Source organism: Pseudomonas sp. TH31, assembly GCF_016650815.1.
Classification (GTDB): Bacteria; Pseudomonadota; Gammaproteobacteria; order Pseudomonadales; family Pseudomonadaceae; genus Aquipseudomonas.
On sequence record NZ_JAEKEZ010000015.1, the window covers coordinates 1 to 16,232 of the forward strand.

Sequence of the window (16,232 nt, forward strand, 5' to 3'; positions counted from 1 at the left end):
GTTTGTCGAACAGAAAAATCCCGTGCAACTGGTGCAGCGCCTGCACCCGTCGGGCGAAGGTTTTCTGCAGGCGCGGCGTCTGTTCACCGTCGAAACCATCGGCCTGAATCCAGTCCACAAGACTGGTCAGCACCAGATCGGCCTGGGTAAACGTGTCTTCAGCCTGCTGAGCCATCGCCCGGGTGAGGTTAGATGATGCGACTTGCGCCAGGGCCAGGTCATGGCGGCGTGACTGCTCCAGTTGCAGGTACAGCAAGCCGCACAGACATAGGCACACCGCTGCGATAAACAGCACTGCAGCCTTGAGCAGAGGCAGGCGTTTCAGGGCACCGGGAGCGTGGTGCAAGTCATGAATGGGGATCGGCAAAAGTGCTTCCTGGAGGGCACGGCGCGGGCGAAAGGCCAAAAGCCCTTATTTTTTGTGAGCTTAGTCTACGGGGGCGTCAGGGGCCAATGGTAAAACCGTCTCTGCTAGGATCACAGGCCTCAAGCCCTGTCCCGACAAGTGTGCCCAAGGAGGAAAAAACATGACTGCCCACCCGCACCCAACCGCCATCAATACTGCCGTTTTCGATCTCGGTAATGTACTTATCCGCTGGAACCCCAGAAACCTTTACAAAAAGTTGTTCGGTGACGACGTAAAGGCCATGGAAACCTTCCTGGCAGAGGTTTGCCACACCGCCTGGAACGAACAACAAGACCAGGGCCGGACCTGGCAGGAAGCGATCGAGGAAGCCATCGCCCGGCATCCGAATCAGGAAGCGCTGATCCGCGCCTACCGCGAACGCTGGGAAGAAATGCTCGGCGGCGCCATCGAGGACACCGTGGCGCTCCTCGATGAACTGCACGCCAACGGCATCCGGCTGCTGGCGCTGACCAACTGGTCCGCCGAAACCTTCCCGATTGCCCTGGAGCGTTTCGAGTTTTTGCAGCGATTCGAGGGGATTCTGGTGTCGGGCGTCGAGGGTGTGATCAAGCCTTCACCGGAGATCTTCCAGTTGCTGGCGTCACGCTACGACGTGGATAGCACTCGGGCGGTGTTCATTGATGATCACCGGCCGAACATTGAAGGGGCCAGGCGCGAGGGGTTTCACGCCGTCCAGTTCTTCGACGCGGCGCAGTTGCGCAAGGATTTGGTGGCGCTGGGGTTGCCGGTCAACGCAGGCTGAAATCGGGGATACCCCATTCGCGAGCAGGCTCGCTCCCACAATGGATCGGTGCCGTACATAAAATCCGTGTCCACTGAAGATCAACTGTGGGAGTGAGCCTGCTCGCGATGACGGTTTTACATTCAACACGTGTGTGCCTGGTCGTCCGCTATCGCGAGCAGGCTCGCTCCCACAGGTACTGCGTTTTAACTGACCGATTTCAGCGCGACGGTGGTACCCGAATATCGCCGTCACGGCACTGAGTCTTCACACCTTTCCCGCACGCGCCAAACCCCAGGTCCTTGCCCAGGCACACCCGCACTTCCGACAACTGCGGGCCATTGCAGATCACCGCGATGCCGTCCGCGGCAATCCCGGATTGCTCTGACGGAACAGGTCGACGATTTCCTGGGCCTGGAAGTAATGGGTGCTGGTGCTGAAGGGTTGCAACTGCTCGGGGATTTTCACCACACCGACGGCCTTGTCCGCCAGGTCCAGATAACCCGAGGCGCCGAGACCACTGCAGGTGCCGTGCCTGGACCATTCATGGTCCAGCAGCTTGGGCGTCGGGAACAGCGTCAGCCCTTGCTTCTGCTCGGCCGGCGACAACGCCACCATCGGCGGGCACGACTCCGGCCAGCCACCCTTGGCGTATTGCGGCCAGAGGCCGTGAAGCACAAAGCCGTAGCCTTTGCCGGAGCATTGCGTGTCGTCTTTGTGAGTCAGGCAGAACGTCGGAGACCAGGACAGCGTCAGCAGGTAGTAATCGAACACCCCCGCCACCGACTCGGTCGGGGCTTTGCCTTGGTGTGATTGCCGAGCCGAGCTCAGGCCGATGTTGCCGAAGGTAATCGCAAGGATTGCGATGGCGGCGTAAAGCTTCTTCATATACCCACTCCATGGGGACAGTGACGGATTTGATGCCTGGCCGAAGCACGGCCAACGGAAGGTTTTGTCACGCTTGTGTTGCAAGCGCATGACGCAGGGCAAAACGTGCATTACCTTGAAAGGGCTACGATCACACTTACATCACGACAGGGAACCGAAATGAGTAAGGCAGACGAGCTCGCCGCAAAACTGAGAGAACACCGACTAACCAGCGCGGATGCGAGCACCAGCACCGATCAGGCGATCGACAGTTGGCCCAGCCAGGTTTACGCAATGTATCACCAGATCGAAGCCTGGTTGAAGCCGCTGCTGGAGGCCGGCCTGAGCATCCGCCGAAACCCCACCCATGTGTTCGAGCGTCACCCCGACGGCGCGACTTACGCCTACGCCATCGACCAACTGGTGATCGAAGGCAATCACCGCCACATCACCTTGATCCCAATCGTGCGCTTCACCGCTGACGGCGCGGGGCGTGTCGAGATTCACTTCAAAGGCAAAGAAATCCCCCTGCTGCGAACCGTAAACGAACACGGCGAAACGCAATGGTGGTTGCAGTCGATCGAGCAATCAGGGCAACAACCGGATGCAGTGGCACTGACGGAAGTGAACCTGCTGTCGGTGATACAGGAAGGGCTGGATCTCTGATCCCCTGCACACTCCCTGTGGGAGCGAGCTTGCTCGCTCCCACAGGGGTTCAGCAGTGATCACAAAGCCTGGGCCGCCTGTTTATTGGCTGACCACAATCTTGCCGATCATCTGCGGGTGCAGCACACAGAAATATTCAAACTCCCCCGGCGTGTTGAACACGTAGGAAAAGCTGTCATTGGTGTCCAGCGCTCCCGAGCGGAACACCTTGTGAGTTTCCGCCACAGTGTGGGGGATCTGGTCGTCATTCACCCACGTCACTTTGGTGCCCACCGCCACGGTCAAGTCCTTGGGGCCGAACATGAACTCCTTGATATCGACCTTCACTTCCGCCGCCCACACCGGCATCGACAGCATCAGGCAAACCACGGCCAACAGTCGCGTTTTCATCTCATAACCCTCCCCTAAACCAGTGTCGAATCGATCAGCGCCAGCGGATGCTCGCCCTGTGTCGCTCGTACATCGGTGATCCCCAGATAGTTGCGCAATTGATCAGCCGCCACCGTCATCGGCCCCGGTGCCGGCGCCGCGCCCGGTGCGGGCTGCGGATAAGCCGTGCCGCGGGCGGTGTGGAAGGTGATGTTGCCCTCGACCTTCTGGATGACCTGATGAATGTGCCCGTTCAATACCGTCACCGAACCGTACTTGCGCAACATCGCAATCGCCTGATCGCCGTCCTCGGTACCCCAGCCCCACGGCTGATAAATCGTCCACAACGGAATATGGGTAAACACCACAACGGGCGTACTGGTGGTCACGGCGCGCAAGTCGTCGGCCAACCACGCCAGTTGATCGGCGCCGAGGGTCGCTTCATGGCCGGCCTGGAAGTTGAAGACATTCACCAGCGCGATGAAATGCACGCCGTGGTCATCGAAGCTGTACCAGCCATTGCCCTTGGTGCCTTTGCCGTAGCGCTCGAGGTAGAGCTTGCCGCCGCCCTCGTCGAGGGTATCGTGCTCGCCCGGCACGTAGTGAATCGTGGACGGCAGGCCCTTGAGCAGCTGCGCGGCGGTGTCGAATTCTTCCGGCTTCGACAGGTGGGTGATGTCGCCGGTGTGCAGGATCAGCGACAGGCGTTTCGGCAGCGCGATGACCTTGTCGATCGCCACCTGCAGGGTTTTCAGCGGTTCCGGGTTGGCCTCTTTGTTGAAGCCGATGTGCGAGTCGCTGATCTGCACAAAGTGGAACGTGCTCGCGGCCAGCGCCTTGGGGTCGGAGGCGTTGCCGGCCTCGTCCAGCGCAAAGGCCCGCGGAATGCCGCCGCTCAAGGCCCAGATCACGCCGGCCCCGGCCCACGCGGAGCACTTGAGCAGCGTCCTGCGGTCGGGGTTGAGCGGACCGTCGGTGCGCCGTTCGTATTTTGAGTGAATGTCCATCGGTATGCCCTCGCTGGCGGACTACAGTGATGTAGCTGACAGGAGATACAACCGAGCAAGGCGAGTCTTTATTCCGTGTCGGAAAATAAGTTTTTTTCCGGGAATAAATCGCAACGCAATACAGTTAAGGGGGTGGGACGGTGCGGAAACCACTATGAAGCGATTTGAGGAGCTGTTTGCGCCCCACATGGACGCCGCCTACAACCTCGCGCGCTGGCTCACCGGCAACGACAGCGCCGCGCGCGATGTCGTGCAGGAAAGCGCCCTGCGCGCTTTCAGGTTCTTGCATCGTTTCGCCGACGGCAACGCCAAGGCCTGGTTCCTGACCATCGTGCGTAACGAAAGCTACACCTGGCTCAAGGCCTCGGCCGGCCACCGCTGGGTCGCCATCGGCGATGAACTGCCTGAAGACGACGCGGCGTTGGGCCATAGTCAAAGCCCGGAGTTGCTGGCTATCCACACGGAAAACGCGGCACTGGTCCAGCAAGCCCTGTGTGCCCTGCCGCCGATTTTTCGCGAGGTCATTGTTCTGAAGGAACTCGAAGACATGCCCTACAAGGACATCGCCCTGGTGGTCGACATCCCCATCGGCACTGTCATGTCGAGACTGGCCCGCGCCCGCGCCATGCTCAAGCTCGAACTATTGAAGTTGCATAGCCATGACTGACCTCAACTGCACGGCTTGCCAGGTGCTGATTCATGGCTACCTGGACAAGGAACTGGATCCGACAACGACTGCGAAAGTAGCCGGGCATTTGGCCGAGTGTGCCGAGTGCAGGCAGTTGCATGATCAGGTGAGGTTGTTGGTGGCCAGCGTCAAACGGCACGCACCGTATTACTCGGCACCGGCGTCATTGACCGCCAGCGTGTTTGCCCCCGTAGCGCCAAGGACCAGCACCGTCGGACGCTGGCGAAATTGGTTCGCACCAGCCTTTTCAACGGCGGCGCTGGCCTTGGCGCTGGTGCTTTATGTGGCGACGCCTGGCAGCCAACAACCGTTGATGGACGAAGCCGTCTCCAGCCATGTGCGGTCATTGATGGGTGAACATCTAAACGATGTGGTGTCGTCCGACCGCCATACCGTAAAGCCCTGGTTCACCGGCAAACTCGACTTCTCGCCACCGGTGTTCGACTACTCGGCGCAGGGGTTTCCGCTACTGGGCGGGCGGCTGGATTATCTGCAACACCAGGCCACGGCGGCGCTGAGTTATGGCCGAGCGAAGCACATCATCAATGTCTTCATCTTGCCGACGACCGAGAGCGATAAACCGCCGATAAGCCAATCGATTCGCGGCTTCAATGTTGTGTCCTGGCAGGCGAACCACATGCGGTTTGTGATGGTGTCGGATGTGGAAAAGAGTGAACTGGAGGCGTTCAGCCAGTTGCTCAGGAAAGGCGTCTGAATGAACTGTTAACGCTGCCCACGTAGGAGCTGCCGAAGGCTGCAATCTTTTGATCTTGATCTTAAAAACAAAAATCAAAAGATCGCAGCCTTCGGCAGCTCCTACAGGGTTTTATGGTTTGGCTTGCCCGTTCGCGGCCTGCAAATCCAGCGCAGGCAACTTCGCAGGCAAATTCAGCGCCTTGAGCACCGGATCATCGTAGCCATACACGTCCGGCTTGAACGCCACCCGCCCGCTACTGCCCATGTCTACCGTCCAGTACGCCAACAACACCGGCACTTTCACCGGCAGCCGGATGTTCTCGGTTTTCCCGTTGGCCAGTTGCTTTTGAATCCCGGCGCTGTTCCAGCGCACTGGATCGTTGAACAGCAACTCCACCAGTTGCAACGGATTCTCCACTCGAATACAGCCCGAACTGGTGGCGCGGACATTCTTGGCAAACAGATCGCGGTGCGGCGTGTCGTGCAGGTAAATCGCATAGTCATTGGGGAAGCGGATGACCACCTGGCCCAATGAGTTTTCCGGCCCTGCATCCTGGCGCAAGGTGATGCCGCGTGGGTTGCTCCAGTCGACGGTCGACGGATCGAGCATCTTCCCTTCCCGATCATACGGACGAATACGGTTGGCGCTGAGGTAGTTGGGGTTACTCAAAATCTTCGGCAAGACGTCTTCTTTCAGAATCGTCGGCGGCACCGTCCAGGTGGGGTTGAACGTGACGTAGGTAATCTCGGCCTGAAAGATCGGCGTGCTGCGAAACGGTTTACCAACCTGCACCCGGGAACGCCAGATGGGCTGGCCGTCGCGGTACAGCGCCACCTTATAACCGGCGATATCGACAATAACGAACGTACCTTGCAGCTTGTAAAGCAGCCAGCGCGCCCGCTCCATGTTGACCCGCACCTGATCGATACGCGCCTGTACCGGCACGTTCAACGCAGCGAGGGTCGTCACCCCGGCCACGCCGTCCGCCCCCAGGTATTGCTCGGTTTGATACTTCTTCACCGCCGCGATCACCGCGCCATCGTAATCGGTGCGCTTGCCTTTTTGCGGTTCCAGATACCCCCCCGCCACCAGGCGGGCGCGCAGCTGCCCGACGGCAGGGTCGTCCATCCCCGGCGTAAGCTTCTGCCCGGCGGCAACCTTCGGCCAGCCGCCTCTGTCACGGACTTTGCGCAACTGCGCCAACGCCTCACGCAAGCCGCCATACACCGCTTCTTGCGGCGGTGCCTGCGCGAAGGCGCGGGCGACATCATGGGTGTCCAGTGCGATGAAGAAGGTATTCACATCGGCTCGGGGGTCGACGCCGGCAAGGTCAAAGTTCCAATGCATGTCCAACCGCGAAGGATCCACTTTGCCCCGGCGCAATTGCAGCAGTGCGGTGATGTAAGTGCGGGTTGCCGCGAGGTCGAAGGCAGCTTGCTGTGCAGGCGTTGGCGCCGTGTTCTGCATCGACGCCTGGGCCATGGCCAGATCATCGATACGGAAATCCGCAGGCTCCAGCCCATCGATCTGCGTGTCCTTGAGGCTTTTCAACAATTGGGCAACGTCATCCGGGTGGGTCCAGGCCGCCCGAAACTGGCGATGGGTGTAGAAATCCAGGACCACACGGTTAACGTCTATCCGTTGATGCCGCGGGCGAGTCATCAGCGGCGGGAACGCCGTGATCAACGGTTCCAGCACCGCGTGAATCTCTTGGGCGACGTTGTCGTCGGGTATGGCCTCGATCATGCTGATCGGCGCAGTTTGCGGCGCAATTGGCGAAGTTTCAGCGAGCACATCGCCGCTGATCAGAAAGACCATAATAAAGACGTGGCTTATGACGAATAACCTTGAAAGTTGCCCCATGGATAATCCTTAATCTCCTGCGTTCAACACTTGGCGAAAGCGCTGCTAAACTCGAAATAACTTGATGAGACATCTCTATGGCGCTAACCCGCTTTGGCTTTCTATGCTCGGCCCTGCTGTTGGCGGCAACGTCAATACCAGCAGCGTACGCCGATTCTCTTGCCGCCGCCCTCGCCAAAGCGGCTCCTGGCGCTAACGCCAACGTCATAAACCTGGCCGTACGTGCCACGCAATGCCGCATCGCCAGAGGTGCAGCCCCGGCGCAACGACTCGCCGTTATCGATTACTCATTGCCTTCGACCGAACAACGCCTCTGGGTGTTCGATTTAAAGAAGCGCAAGTTGCTGTTTCATGAACTGGTGGCACACGGTCGCAACAGCGGCGAAAACATGGCCAGCGAGTTCTCCAATCAAAATGAAAGCAACGCCTCCAGCCTTGGCTTGTACCGGACCCAATCGAGTTATCTGGGGCACAACGGTTATTCGTTGCGGATGGAAGGATTGGAGCCTGGGTTTAACGATAATGCGTTTGACCGGGCCATCGTGATTCATGGCGCGCCGTATGTCAGCCCTAAACTGGCGCGTATCAATGGCCGGATCGGTCGCAGCCTGGGATGCCCGGCAGTACGGCCGGCGATTGCGCATCGGCTGATCGACTCGATGAAAGATGGGCAGTTGTTGTTTTCTTATTACCCGGATCAACGCTGGCTGACGAAATCAGCAATTGTGAATTGCGGTGGTGCGACGGTGGCGGATGTCTCAAAGCCGTAACCGTGCCTGGAAATGGGCGAGCGCATTGGCTCGCCCCCTCCATGCCTGAACCCGGCAAACCGACAAAACCGTAATCCCCGCCTCAGCCTGCTCAAAGGCAGCGCTCGCTAGCCTTCCCCGTCAAGTGCTCTTCCCTGCGTCTGTATCGAGCCATTACAACCAATGACCCCCTCTGCCCGACCTAAAGGACTATTTAACCCTCACTCCCTCACTCCTAGGATGAATCCCTATTGATCAGTGCACCGCCGGCCGCCCAGGCCAGCAACCACTAAAGTGAGGGCTAATCATGAGCAGCACGTTCTTCATCCCATCCGTAAACATGATGGGCATAGGCAGTCTTGATGAAGCCATGGACGCTATTCGCAAATATGGCTTTCGTCATGCACTTATCGTAACCGACGCCGGGCTGGCAAAAGCCGGGGTCGCGGACAACGTCGCCAAACTGCTTTCAGCTCAGGACATCAACGCGACCATATTCGATGGTGCCAAGCCAAATCCGACTGTTGGCAACGTCGAAAAAGGTCTGGAGCAACTCAAGCTCAGCCGCGCCGACTTCATCATCTCCCTGGGTGGGGGCTCTCCCCATGACTGTGCCAAGGGCATCGCCTTGTGTGCCACCAATGGCGGACATATCAGTGACTATGAAGGTGTCGATCAATCTGCCAAGCCACAAATGCCACTGATTGCCATCAATACCACGGCGGGCACAGCCAGTGAGATGACCCGCTTTTGTATCATCACCGACGAAACCCGCCACGTGAAAATGGCCATCGTCGACCGTAACGTGACACCCCTGCTGTCGGTTAACGACCCCTCATTGATGGCCGGTATGCCTAAAGGCCTGACCGCCGCCACCGGCATGGATGCCTTGACCCATGCCATCGAAGCCTACGTTTCAACCGCAGCCACGCCAATTACCGATGCCTGCGCGCTCAAGGCCGTGGAATTGATCTCTGCCAATCTGCGCGACGCGGTTACCGACGGCGGCAACATGCAGGCGCGGGAAAACATGGCCTATGCACAGTTTTTGGCCGGGATGGCGTTCAACAATGCCTCCCTTGGCTACGTGCACGCCATGGCACACCAACTGGGTGGGTTCTATGACCTGCCGCACGGTGTCTGCAACGCGATCCTGCTGCCTCACGTCGAGAGCTTCAACGCCAGCGTTTGCCCGGTTCTCCTCAATGACGTAGCAAAGGCGATGGGGCTTGATACCCAACACCTTGACCACGAACAAGGCGCTGCGGCAGCCATTGCCGCCATCCGTAAATTGTCTTCGGATATCGGCATTCCGAGTGGCTTGGCTGAATTGGGAGTCAAGGCAGATGACATTCCAGTACTGGCGGCCAATGCCATGAAAGACGCCTGCGGTTTCACTAACCCTCGACCCGCAGAACAGGCGCAGATCGAAGAGATTTTCCACGCAGCCATGTGATTACGACGCAATGAACGCCAGGCAACTGACCGGGTACCAGGCGTTCAATTTCGATCCGGATTTCTTCAGGATCTCAACGATCCAAAAACCGGACAAAAAACCGGGACAGATTTATTTACCCCATGTGCTTCAGCAGCCAAGACTCACTTGAGCCCCACAACCCCAATCCTGATAACCCCCGCCTTTCAGCCCTACCCACTCCAGCCCCCTCTAATGCCCCCAGTCACCGTCGCCCCCGCCCCGCTCTCCTGCCGCTTCTCCGTCGCCCCGATGATGGATTGGACTGACTTCTCACCACACGTCAGAAAATAAAGGCCCAGATGATGGCCAAAAAACCTCCGTACCAATTTCGTACCAGCAATATTCTCCCTTCATTAAATTCTGCCTCCTCTCTTACCTCCTGTAGCAAATTTTAAGCAACCGTTTTCGGCTCCAATCCCGAGCACTGTCGCTACTGTCAAATACCTTGGTGCATTGGCGCCCAACCTCCATGAATCCGCCCGATCCATGAAGTTTTTCAAGCTGCTACGCTTTCCTTTTCACGGAGGAATCGCGATGCCAAATACAGACCTGCTCCCTTCCCTGCTGTATAAAATCAATGAAAATCAGCTCGCCTTGGAAGCCGGAATTTTGGAACTCTCAAATTGGGTTGAGCAGCGTGGTTCAGCCGAGGTTGCCGACAACGTTCGCGGCGCCCTGGCGGCTATCGACAGCAACGAAGAATTCATCAAGATGACGATCGCGGTACTGATGACACCGTATTGACTGCTATCGGCCAAAATCGGTCATTGGGGATGCGTATATGATAAAGGGGCGATTCTAATTGCATTATTGTATATACCGACGAGGCGCTACTATTAGCGCCATCATGGCGCTCGCATGGGATGCTAGAAAATCAAGCTGTTAAATTGATTATTGTTAGGTTAATAAATAGAACTACTCAGCTAGCCATAGCAAGATCCAGAAAGAGTTTGATTGGTATGAGCAGGACGGTCGAATGGCAGCGCGGAGACCTGAAGAAAATCTCTCTTGGAGAAGTTCGGTTAAAGTCGTGAAATTAACTAATTTTCCACATTAACGGATGCGTACTCGTGAATGATATAGTAGTTCCTCTCGCTATAAATATCGAAGTTCAGACAGAAAGCTATCTTTTTAACGGCCATAAGCCTTCGATTACTATTGCTTCCGGTCTAACGGTCTTGGTTGGACCGAACGGCGCTGGTAAAACCCAAGTGCTTCGCGGGCTAAAATCTGCGCTTCCAAACCATCTTTCTAACTGTACCGCATCGAAGGTCCGTTATCTATCAGCTGGGCGGGCTAGCCCGCTAGAGCGATTCAGAGCTAGATCTGATAACCCCCATAATTCTGATGACAATCCAACCTATGTTGGGAATGCATCTTACTCATCACATTGGTACAACTACGAAAGCCTTACAGGCGACTATTTAGTACTCGAGCAAAGGGCCGACCTCCGCCTTAAAGTTCAAGCTCGCCTACAAGCATTCCTGTCAAGGTCAATTCAACTAACTTGGGGGCAAAGCGGATTAGAAATTCGTATTGTGCCAAATAATGGCGGAGCCACATACCTGGCAAATAATGAAGCGAGCGGTGTTCTTCAGCTTGCCCCCTTTTGGCAGCTATCTATAACGAAGAAGTTGGCGCACTATTAATCGATGAGCCAGAAATTTCATTACATCCACAGTACCAAGCCTTTATTATGCAGGAACTACAAGCTGTTGCAGGTAACCCGTTAACTGAGCCAGGTAAAAAACTCGTTATAATTGCCACGCACTCACCTAATATATTGGCACTCCGTTCTGCCTCTGATCTTCCAAGCATGGTGTTCTTTAACGACCAAAATACGCCTCCAATCCAGATCGCGATTGGCTCCGGCGAGCTAAATAATGTGAAGCTAAAAGCACTAATTGCCCGGCTGACCGCAACTCATCGCCTAGCCTTTTTTGCAAGAAATGTTCTGTTAGTCGAAGGTCCTAGTGATGAAATAATTACCAGCCAATTAGCTAGAGCGTTACAGCACCCTCTATTAGCGGCAAATACTCAGATAGTGCCCGTTATCGGGAAGTCTGAATTTGTCGATGCAATAAAACTGTTCGAAATGATGGGAAAACGAGTCTTTGTTTTAGCAGATTTGGACGCACTAACGGATTCAAACGTTTTAGTAAACAAGTTTAGTACTAGGCCTGAGGCCAAAGACGCGGCACTAGCCGTGGGTCATAACACCCTCATTGAGCTTGATTACGCAATTCGCTCGAAGTTTTCCGGCATCGTACAAAGTCACTGGAGCGCTATACAATCACGAGTGAGCACACATCCTTATTGGGAGCAGTGTAGGGAGGGTGAACACACTGACCAGGTTCGCCGGCGAGCAACATTGGCATTTTTAATGAGCAATGGAGGTGAAGACCTAGACGCTCTCACAGGCTCGTCTGACTTTGTTGCTATAAAAAAACGCTTTGCGGTACTATTTGAAACTCTGGAAGCCGCTGGATGCTTCATTTTGCAAAAAGGCACAGTAGAAGATTATTACAGGAGTACTAATAATAATATATCAAAAATTGATGCAGCAGCTTTGGAGGCCGAATCATTCGAGGACGCTCCATTCGGCAAGTTTCAAACAAATTATTCCGATATCATAAGAGCGATAGAGGCCGCAGCGCCAATCCAACCAGTTGATGAAAACCTGTTTTTACGGGAGCGACTGGGTGGAATGCTAGGGGCGATCTTTCAATTCATGGAGACTGCTACACCTTCATCAGAATTGAACTCTCGGGCTAGAAGCTTCCAGCCAGATGCTAGCATCTTTAACCTGGATAATTGTTCAAGTTTGGACGAGCTGAGGATTCGTGTTTCTATAAACTCACCTTTATTTCAACGAAATACATTCCCATTCGAGGTCTCTATTAATGAAAACCTCACTAAGACAATCAGAGACAAACTACCAGCCCTATGAGCAACCCCGCTTTAATAGGCATGATGATACGATTGCTACCGCTCTCACTGGCGGCTTCTGGCCGAAGCTAACTCCTGGGTTGAACGGTCGCTTAGGCCCAGGCTGTGTAACGTTTAACAACAAGTTCGACAGTCAGATCCGAAACGAAAATCGCGTTCCTACCTAAGTTTCGGGTCTGCTGATTAACCAAATGCTAGAAAACTTTACGGAGCAATACAGACGTTGAAACGGTGCATGCATTTTCACACAGCCTGGGTCGAATGCGGTCGCTCGGTATTTCCGGTGATAGACGAAGGTATGGATAGGGATTCGAACCCCTTCCAGTAGATCTGTGGACCGCTTCTGCCCAGCGATTACGATACTTTTGTCATTTTTCAATGGGCCTCATACGGTCTATGGCGGCCCTGAATCTGCCCTAATTCTGCCCTAAGCCTTTATTCTAAGCAGGCCCCGGGTGGGCACACTGCTCGCCTCGCGAAACAAAGCCCTAAGCAGATTTCGCCGGCGAACGCGGTACGCGGCCATCAGACTTTGATGGGGCCAAACATCCCAGTGTAGACAGCACTTCCCAAATTTTTTTCACCAGCCCGGCCTCTTGGCTCACAAACATCGAAGATCGAATACCGTGCGAAGTTCCAAGAAAATTTTAAGCACGCGATAGCTTCGCTCCTCACTGCTATGCTGGGACTGATCAGAACGGAGTCGAAGCAAATGCCAAGTGAATATTCTTTATCAGATTTGTTGGAAAGAATGTATCAAAACCAGCTTGTGCTGGAGGCTGCGATGATGGAGCTCACGCTGCAAGTCGAGAAAAAGGGATTGGCCGAGGTAGGGGACAACATTCGCGGAGCTCTGTGCACGACCAGTGAAAACGAAGGCCACATAAAACAAGGCCTCGCGCGATTGAAGAGACTGGAAATTAACTAACAGATTGATACGCCTCCAACCTATAGTATTGGTACTATTTTATATGACACCGTTAGTCGGTTTCACTTACACCAAAATCGTAATAATTCAATCCTTAGAGCGTGAGGAAGTCGAAACAGGAAAAATACTATTCGAATTTTTAGCTTCGCTTGGCACTGATAATGAATCCTATGATGTACCGATTGAGATAATAAGCTGCGGGCACGCGGGTCAATTTTTAGAAATATTGCACCAGCTAACTCAAGATGCAACTGCCGGCACCATTCCCCTCCTTCATGTAGAATGCCATGGGGACCCACTTGATGGTTTGGAGTTTGAGAATAGCAGCACTCTCAGTTGGGAGAGTGTATCCGAAGCGCTTCGCCCATTAAATATAGCCAGTAAATTCAATTTATTGGCGGTCTTTTCAGCTTGTTTTGGTGCTCATTTTCTTGGGCAAATGGAAGCAATACAACCATCCCCCTGTTGGTGCCTAGTTGCCCCTACCGAGCGTGTTGACGTGGCAGAGGTAATGGGCGGTTTCCGGGCTTTCTATTCTGCACTTTTCAACGATAACGACATGGGATCTGCCGTTCGAGCGATATCACAATGTCGTTTGAGTCATGGGAGATGGCTTTCGGAACCAGCGGAGCTATGGTTCGAAAATATGATAACGGGGTATGTCAAAGAGCATTGTAATAAGGAGGCTTCGCAAAAGCGCGCGAAAGAAATGTTTCGAACACTAAAGAAAAATGGTAACCATCTTAGTATCGGAGCCATACTTAGACAGCTCCGCAAACACAACAGAAAAGTTCTACCCAACAAGTACTTTGACATCTATTTCATGACAGAACAGATACCAGAAAACTCAAAGCGCTTTGAAAACACTCGAAAACGAGTAGAAATGAGGCTAACTGAACTCCGCAACAGTGGACAATATTTCATTTGAATGGCTACTCGTTAACAACGCCAAATCGCAAATCAAAGCTGTTAGTCTCGCAGACAAATTTTCAAACCTGGGCGTGAGCATTTATACATAGTCTGTCATTTGCAGTGCAGACGTTAATTCGAATGAGGTAGCAGATCAGAACGAACCAGCCCTTCCTACACTGGAACTGAAACACAGATCGTAATCGGCTTCCCAAGCTGATAACGAGGGTTCGATTCCCTTCACCCGCTCCACTGTTTTCAAGGCCTCCAGCCTTACCCGCTTCAACTTGGTGTCTGTTCAGGTGTCTGTTTCTCCAAGACTCCGAACGAATAGAAACAGACACCAGCGCTTCGACGAGCCTCACCCCTCTCCGCAACAAACCTGAACATCGACCAGCCACATCAGAACAGCCTTCGCAGCGTTGAGGGTTCCCAAGTCATGATCACCACTCCGCCACTCTCCCTTTGCCCGGCCCGCGATGACGATTGCAATCAGCCAGAAGCCAACTTTCGTAACGATGGCCGCTAGTGCGCAAAAGGCCACCATTCAAACCCTCATGCTAGTGCGGTTACCATCCGCTCTCTGCAATGACATGGAACAGGGAAATCAGCGCTGCTAACAGAAATTGTCCTACAGCCAGCGCTTGTGCTTCCCGTTAACGTCATTCTGCCCCCGCCTCAGGCCGGGAACCTCCAAGGACGAACAAGGACGCTGCATGAGCGGTTATGTACCCAACCCGCCGAAAGGCTATAGCTATAGCGGCGGCGAGCCTGTCGATACCCACGCCCAGCGTTGGGCGGAATACAAAGACCTGGCACCGGAACCAGAAGACAAGCCCGACACCATGGGCTGTGTGTTTGCCAAGAGCTGCAACCTTCCTGACGGTGTAATCAATCACAACAACCCAGCCGGGTTTGTGCCCGTTGAGAAATTGGCCGACTACGGACTGTGGGCCGTGCTTGGCACCGGCGCCGCTATTACCACCCAAGGCACCCCACTACAACTGGTAGGCGGGTCTGCTACTGGCAGTGCAATTGCTCAACGTCTTGGCGGAAAGCTATCACTGAGGCTGCTGGAAGGATCAGGCGTTGTTGGTGCTGGCTTCGTAATGGGCACTATCGGAATGCTGATACCGAACACCAGCATTTCGCCCGACAGCGCCTTCTACACCAACGATCAATACGCAACGCTTGAAGCTGGCCGCACACGTGTACGCGTCAACGTAAAGACTTTGCCGGACGGCTCCGTCAACGCATACGGCTTCTACACGGGCGGTAAAGCGGAATGGGAAAATGTCCCCGTCATCGAGGGCAAGAAAGATGGCGATAAATTCGTTGCTGACATCGGCAACGGGATTGGGCTCACTTGGACGCCAGCGGCAAGCCCTGACGGTGTGCTGGGTATTCCCGCACTGGAAGGCGCCCCACCGTTACCACCGGTGTGGGTGTATCCGCCGACTGCACAATCTGACACGGTGTTGGCGAACCCTGCGCATCCCCCTGAGTTCCAAGATGCAATTATCTGGTTCCCTGACTCGGGCATTGAGCCAATCTACATTGTGCTCAGTACGCAGTTTGAGAAGAACAAGGCGAAGGGCAAGGCCTTTGAGGACTACAAGGAACGCGAGCTACGTGAATCAACACCCGAAGTGGGCAAAGAAGTGACGGCCGAGACCAAAAGCGGAGTACGCACGAGGTTTGATTTTCTAGGGCGGGATGCAGACGGCAAGATTTCCTGCGTCGAATGCAAATCGTCGGATACAGCACCACTGACTCGCAACCAAAAACTTGCGTATCCAGAGATCGAAGAAAGCGGTGCAATCGTTGTAGGCAAAGGGAAACCCGGCTTTCCCGGGGGCACCGTAATTCCACCAACTAAAGTCGAAATTGTTCGACCAGAACCCTGAGGGAGCAG

Annotated in this window: 15 protein-coding genes and 2 pseudogenes; 12 read left to right on the forward strand and 5 right to left on the reverse strand. The window is 54.8% G+C overall.

Annotated features, from left to right (window positions below; genetic code table 11):
* Positions 1-367: pseudogene (locus JFV26_RS12370) on the reverse strand (diguanylate cyclase); the annotation flags it as partial.
* Positions 368-527: 160 nt separating this feature from the next.
* On the opposite strand from JFV26_RS12370, the gene JFV26_RS12375 reads away from it, so the two are divergent.
* The gene (locus JFV26_RS12375; RefSeq protein WP_201192643.1) at positions 528-1,169 is read left to right on the forward strand and encodes an HAD family hydrolase; all 642 of its coding nucleotides are present in this window, start codon (positions 528-530) and stop codon (positions 1,167-1,169) included.
* A gap of 199 nt (positions 1,170-1,368) precedes the next feature.
* On the opposite strand, the pseudogene JFV26_RS12380 reads toward JFV26_RS12375, so the two are convergent.
* Positions 1,369-2,036: pseudogene (locus JFV26_RS12380) on the reverse strand (ribonuclease T2).
* Positions 2,037-2,195: 159 nt separating this feature from the next.
* Here JFV26_RS12380 and JFV26_RS12385 point away from each other — a divergent pair.
* Positions 2,196-2,681 carry a hypothetical protein gene (locus JFV26_RS12385; protein ID WP_201192647.1) on the forward strand — a complete coding sequence of 162 codons (486 nt, stop codon included), beginning with the start codon at positions 2,196-2,198 and terminating at the stop codon, positions 2,679-2,681.
* A gap of 81 nt (positions 2,682-2,762) precedes the next feature.
* Here the strand turns inward: JFV26_RS12385 and JFV26_RS12390 are convergent, their stop codons facing one another.
* Entirely contained in the window at positions 2,763-3,071 is a 309-nt protein-coding gene (locus JFV26_RS12390) for a cupredoxin domain-containing protein (protein WP_201192649.1), read from the reverse strand.
* 14 nt (positions 3,072-3,085) lie between these two features.
* Positions 3,086-4,057: a metallophosphoesterase family protein gene (locus JFV26_RS12395; protein WP_201192652.1), complete on the reverse strand. Its 972-nt coding sequence runs from the start codon at positions 4,055-4,057 to the stop codon at positions 3,086-3,088.
* Between the two features lie 154 nt (positions 4,058-4,211).
* Between JFV26_RS12395 and JFV26_RS12400 the strand changes: the two genes are divergently transcribed.
* Positions 4,212-4,724, forward strand: a complete 513-nt coding sequence (locus JFV26_RS12400) for a sigma-70 family RNA polymerase sigma factor (RefSeq protein WP_201192655.1) — start codon at positions 4,212-4,214, stop codon at positions 4,722-4,724.
* Positions 4,717-5,460 carry an anti-sigma factor family protein gene (locus JFV26_RS12405; protein ID WP_201192658.1) on the forward strand — a complete coding sequence of 248 codons (744 nt, stop codon included), beginning with the start codon at positions 4,717-4,719 and terminating at the stop codon, positions 5,458-5,460. The genes JFV26_RS12400 and JFV26_RS12405 overlap by 8 nt, the downstream gene beginning before the upstream one ends.
* Before the next feature lie 111 nt (positions 5,461-5,571).
* On the opposite strand, the gene JFV26_RS12410 is transcribed toward JFV26_RS12405, so the two are convergent.
* A complete protein-coding gene (locus JFV26_RS12410) occupies positions 5,572-7,305 on the reverse strand; it encodes a L,D-transpeptidase family protein (protein ID WP_201192661.1) in 1,734 nt (577 codons plus the stop codon).
* Positions 7,306-7,382: 77 nt separating this feature from the next.
* Between JFV26_RS12410 and JFV26_RS12415 the strand changes: the two genes are divergently transcribed.
* The 8 genes from JFV26_RS12415 to JFV26_RS12450 all read left to right on the forward strand — a co-directional run bounded on the left by JFV26_RS12415 (position 7,383) and on the right by JFV26_RS12450 (position 16,224).
* Positions 7,383-8,075, forward strand: coding sequence for a murein L,D-transpeptidase catalytic domain family protein (locus tag JFV26_RS12415; protein WP_201192664.1), 693 nt, complete (start codon positions 7,383-7,385; stop codon positions 8,073-8,075).
* A 286-nt stretch (positions 8,076-8,361) separates the two neighbouring features.
* Positions 8,362-9,510, forward strand: coding sequence for an L-threonine dehydrogenase (gene yiaY / locus JFV26_RS12420; RefSeq protein WP_201192666.1), 1,149 nt, complete (start codon positions 8,362-8,364; stop codon positions 9,508-9,510).
* A 555-nt stretch (positions 9,511-10,065) separates the two neighbouring features.
* A complete protein-coding gene (locus JFV26_RS12425; RefSeq protein ID WP_201193141.1) occupies positions 10,066-10,275 on the forward strand; it encodes a hypothetical protein in 210 nt (69 codons plus the stop codon).
* Positions 10,276-10,601: 326 nt separating this feature from the next.
* Positions 10,602-11,180, forward strand: a complete 579-nt coding sequence (locus tag JFV26_RS12430) for an AAA family ATPase (protein WP_201192669.1) — start codon at positions 10,602-10,604, stop codon at positions 11,178-11,180.
* The gene (locus tag JFV26_RS12435) at positions 11,141-12,481 is read left to right on the forward strand and encodes an ATP-dependent nuclease (protein ID WP_201192671.1); all 1,341 of its coding nucleotides are present in this window, start codon (positions 11,141-11,143) and stop codon (positions 12,479-12,481) included. Before JFV26_RS12430 ends, JFV26_RS12435 begins: the two co-directional genes overlap by 40 nt.
* A gap of 711 nt (positions 12,482-13,192) precedes the next feature.
* Positions 13,193-13,408, forward strand: coding sequence for a hypothetical protein (locus JFV26_RS12440; protein WP_201192674.1), 216 nt, complete (start codon positions 13,193-13,195; stop codon positions 13,406-13,408).
* 43 nt (positions 13,409-13,451) lie between these two features.
* Positions 13,452-14,336 carry a hypothetical protein gene (locus JFV26_RS12445; protein ID WP_201192678.1) on the forward strand — a complete coding sequence of 295 codons (885 nt, stop codon included), beginning with the start codon at positions 13,452-13,454 and terminating at the stop codon, positions 14,334-14,336.
* Positions 14,337-15,033: 697 nt separating this feature from the next.
* Positions 15,034-16,224 carry an S-type pyocin domain-containing protein gene (locus tag JFV26_RS12450; protein ID WP_201192681.1) on the forward strand — a complete coding sequence of 397 codons (1,191 nt, stop codon included), beginning with the start codon at positions 15,034-15,036 and terminating at the stop codon, positions 16,222-16,224.
* Positions 16,225-16,232 lie beyond the last annotated feature (8 nt).

Excerpts from the sequence above, each read along its gene's own strand:
- JFV26_RS12375 (WP_201192643.1), top strand. The coding sequence starts at position 528 with ATGACTGCCCACCCGCACCCAACCGCCATCAATACTGCCGTTTTCGAT.
- JFV26_RS12410 (WP_201192661.1), bottom strand. The coding sequence starts at position 7,305 with ATGGGGCAACTTTCAAGGTTATTCGTCATAAGCCACGTCTTTATTATG.
- JFV26_RS12415 (WP_201192664.1), top strand. The coding sequence starts at position 7,383 with ATGGCGCTAACCCGCTTTGGCTTTCTATGCTCGGCCCTGCTGTTGGCG.
- JFV26_RS12405 (WP_201192658.1), top strand. The coding sequence starts at position 4,717 with ATGACTGACCTCAACTGCACGGCTTGCCAGGTGCTGATTCATGGCTAC.
- JFV26_RS12395 (WP_201192652.1), bottom strand. The coding sequence starts at position 4,057 with ATGGACATTCACTCAAAATACGAACGGCGCACCGACGGTCCGCTCAAC.
- yiaY (WP_201192666.1), top strand. The coding sequence starts at position 8,362 with ATGAGCAGCACGTTCTTCATCCCATCCGTAAACATGATGGGCATAGGC.
- JFV26_RS12445 (WP_201192678.1), top strand. The coding sequence starts at position 13,452 with ATGACACCGTTAGTCGGTTTCACTTACACCAAAATCGTAATAATTCAA.
- JFV26_RS12400 (WP_201192655.1), top strand. The coding sequence starts at position 4,212 with ATGAAGCGATTTGAGGAGCTGTTTGCGCCCCACATGGACGCCGCCTAC.
- JFV26_RS12390 (WP_201192649.1), bottom strand. The coding sequence starts at position 3,071 with ATGAAAACGCGACTGTTGGCCGTGGTTTGCCTGATGCTGTCGATGCCG.
- JFV26_RS12385 (WP_201192647.1), top strand. The coding sequence starts at position 2,196 with ATGAGTAAGGCAGACGAGCTCGCCGCAAAACTGAGAGAACACCGACTA.
- JFV26_RS12440 (WP_201192674.1), top strand. The coding sequence starts at position 13,193 with ATGCCAAGTGAATATTCTTTATCAGATTTGTTGGAAAGAATGTATCAA.
- JFV26_RS12450 (WP_201192681.1), top strand. The coding sequence starts at position 15,034 with ATGAGCGGTTATGTACCCAACCCGCCGAAAGGCTATAGCTATAGCGGC.
- JFV26_RS12425 (WP_201193141.1), top strand. The coding sequence starts at position 10,066 with ATGCCAAATACAGACCTGCTCCCTTCCCTGCTGTATAAAATCAATGAA.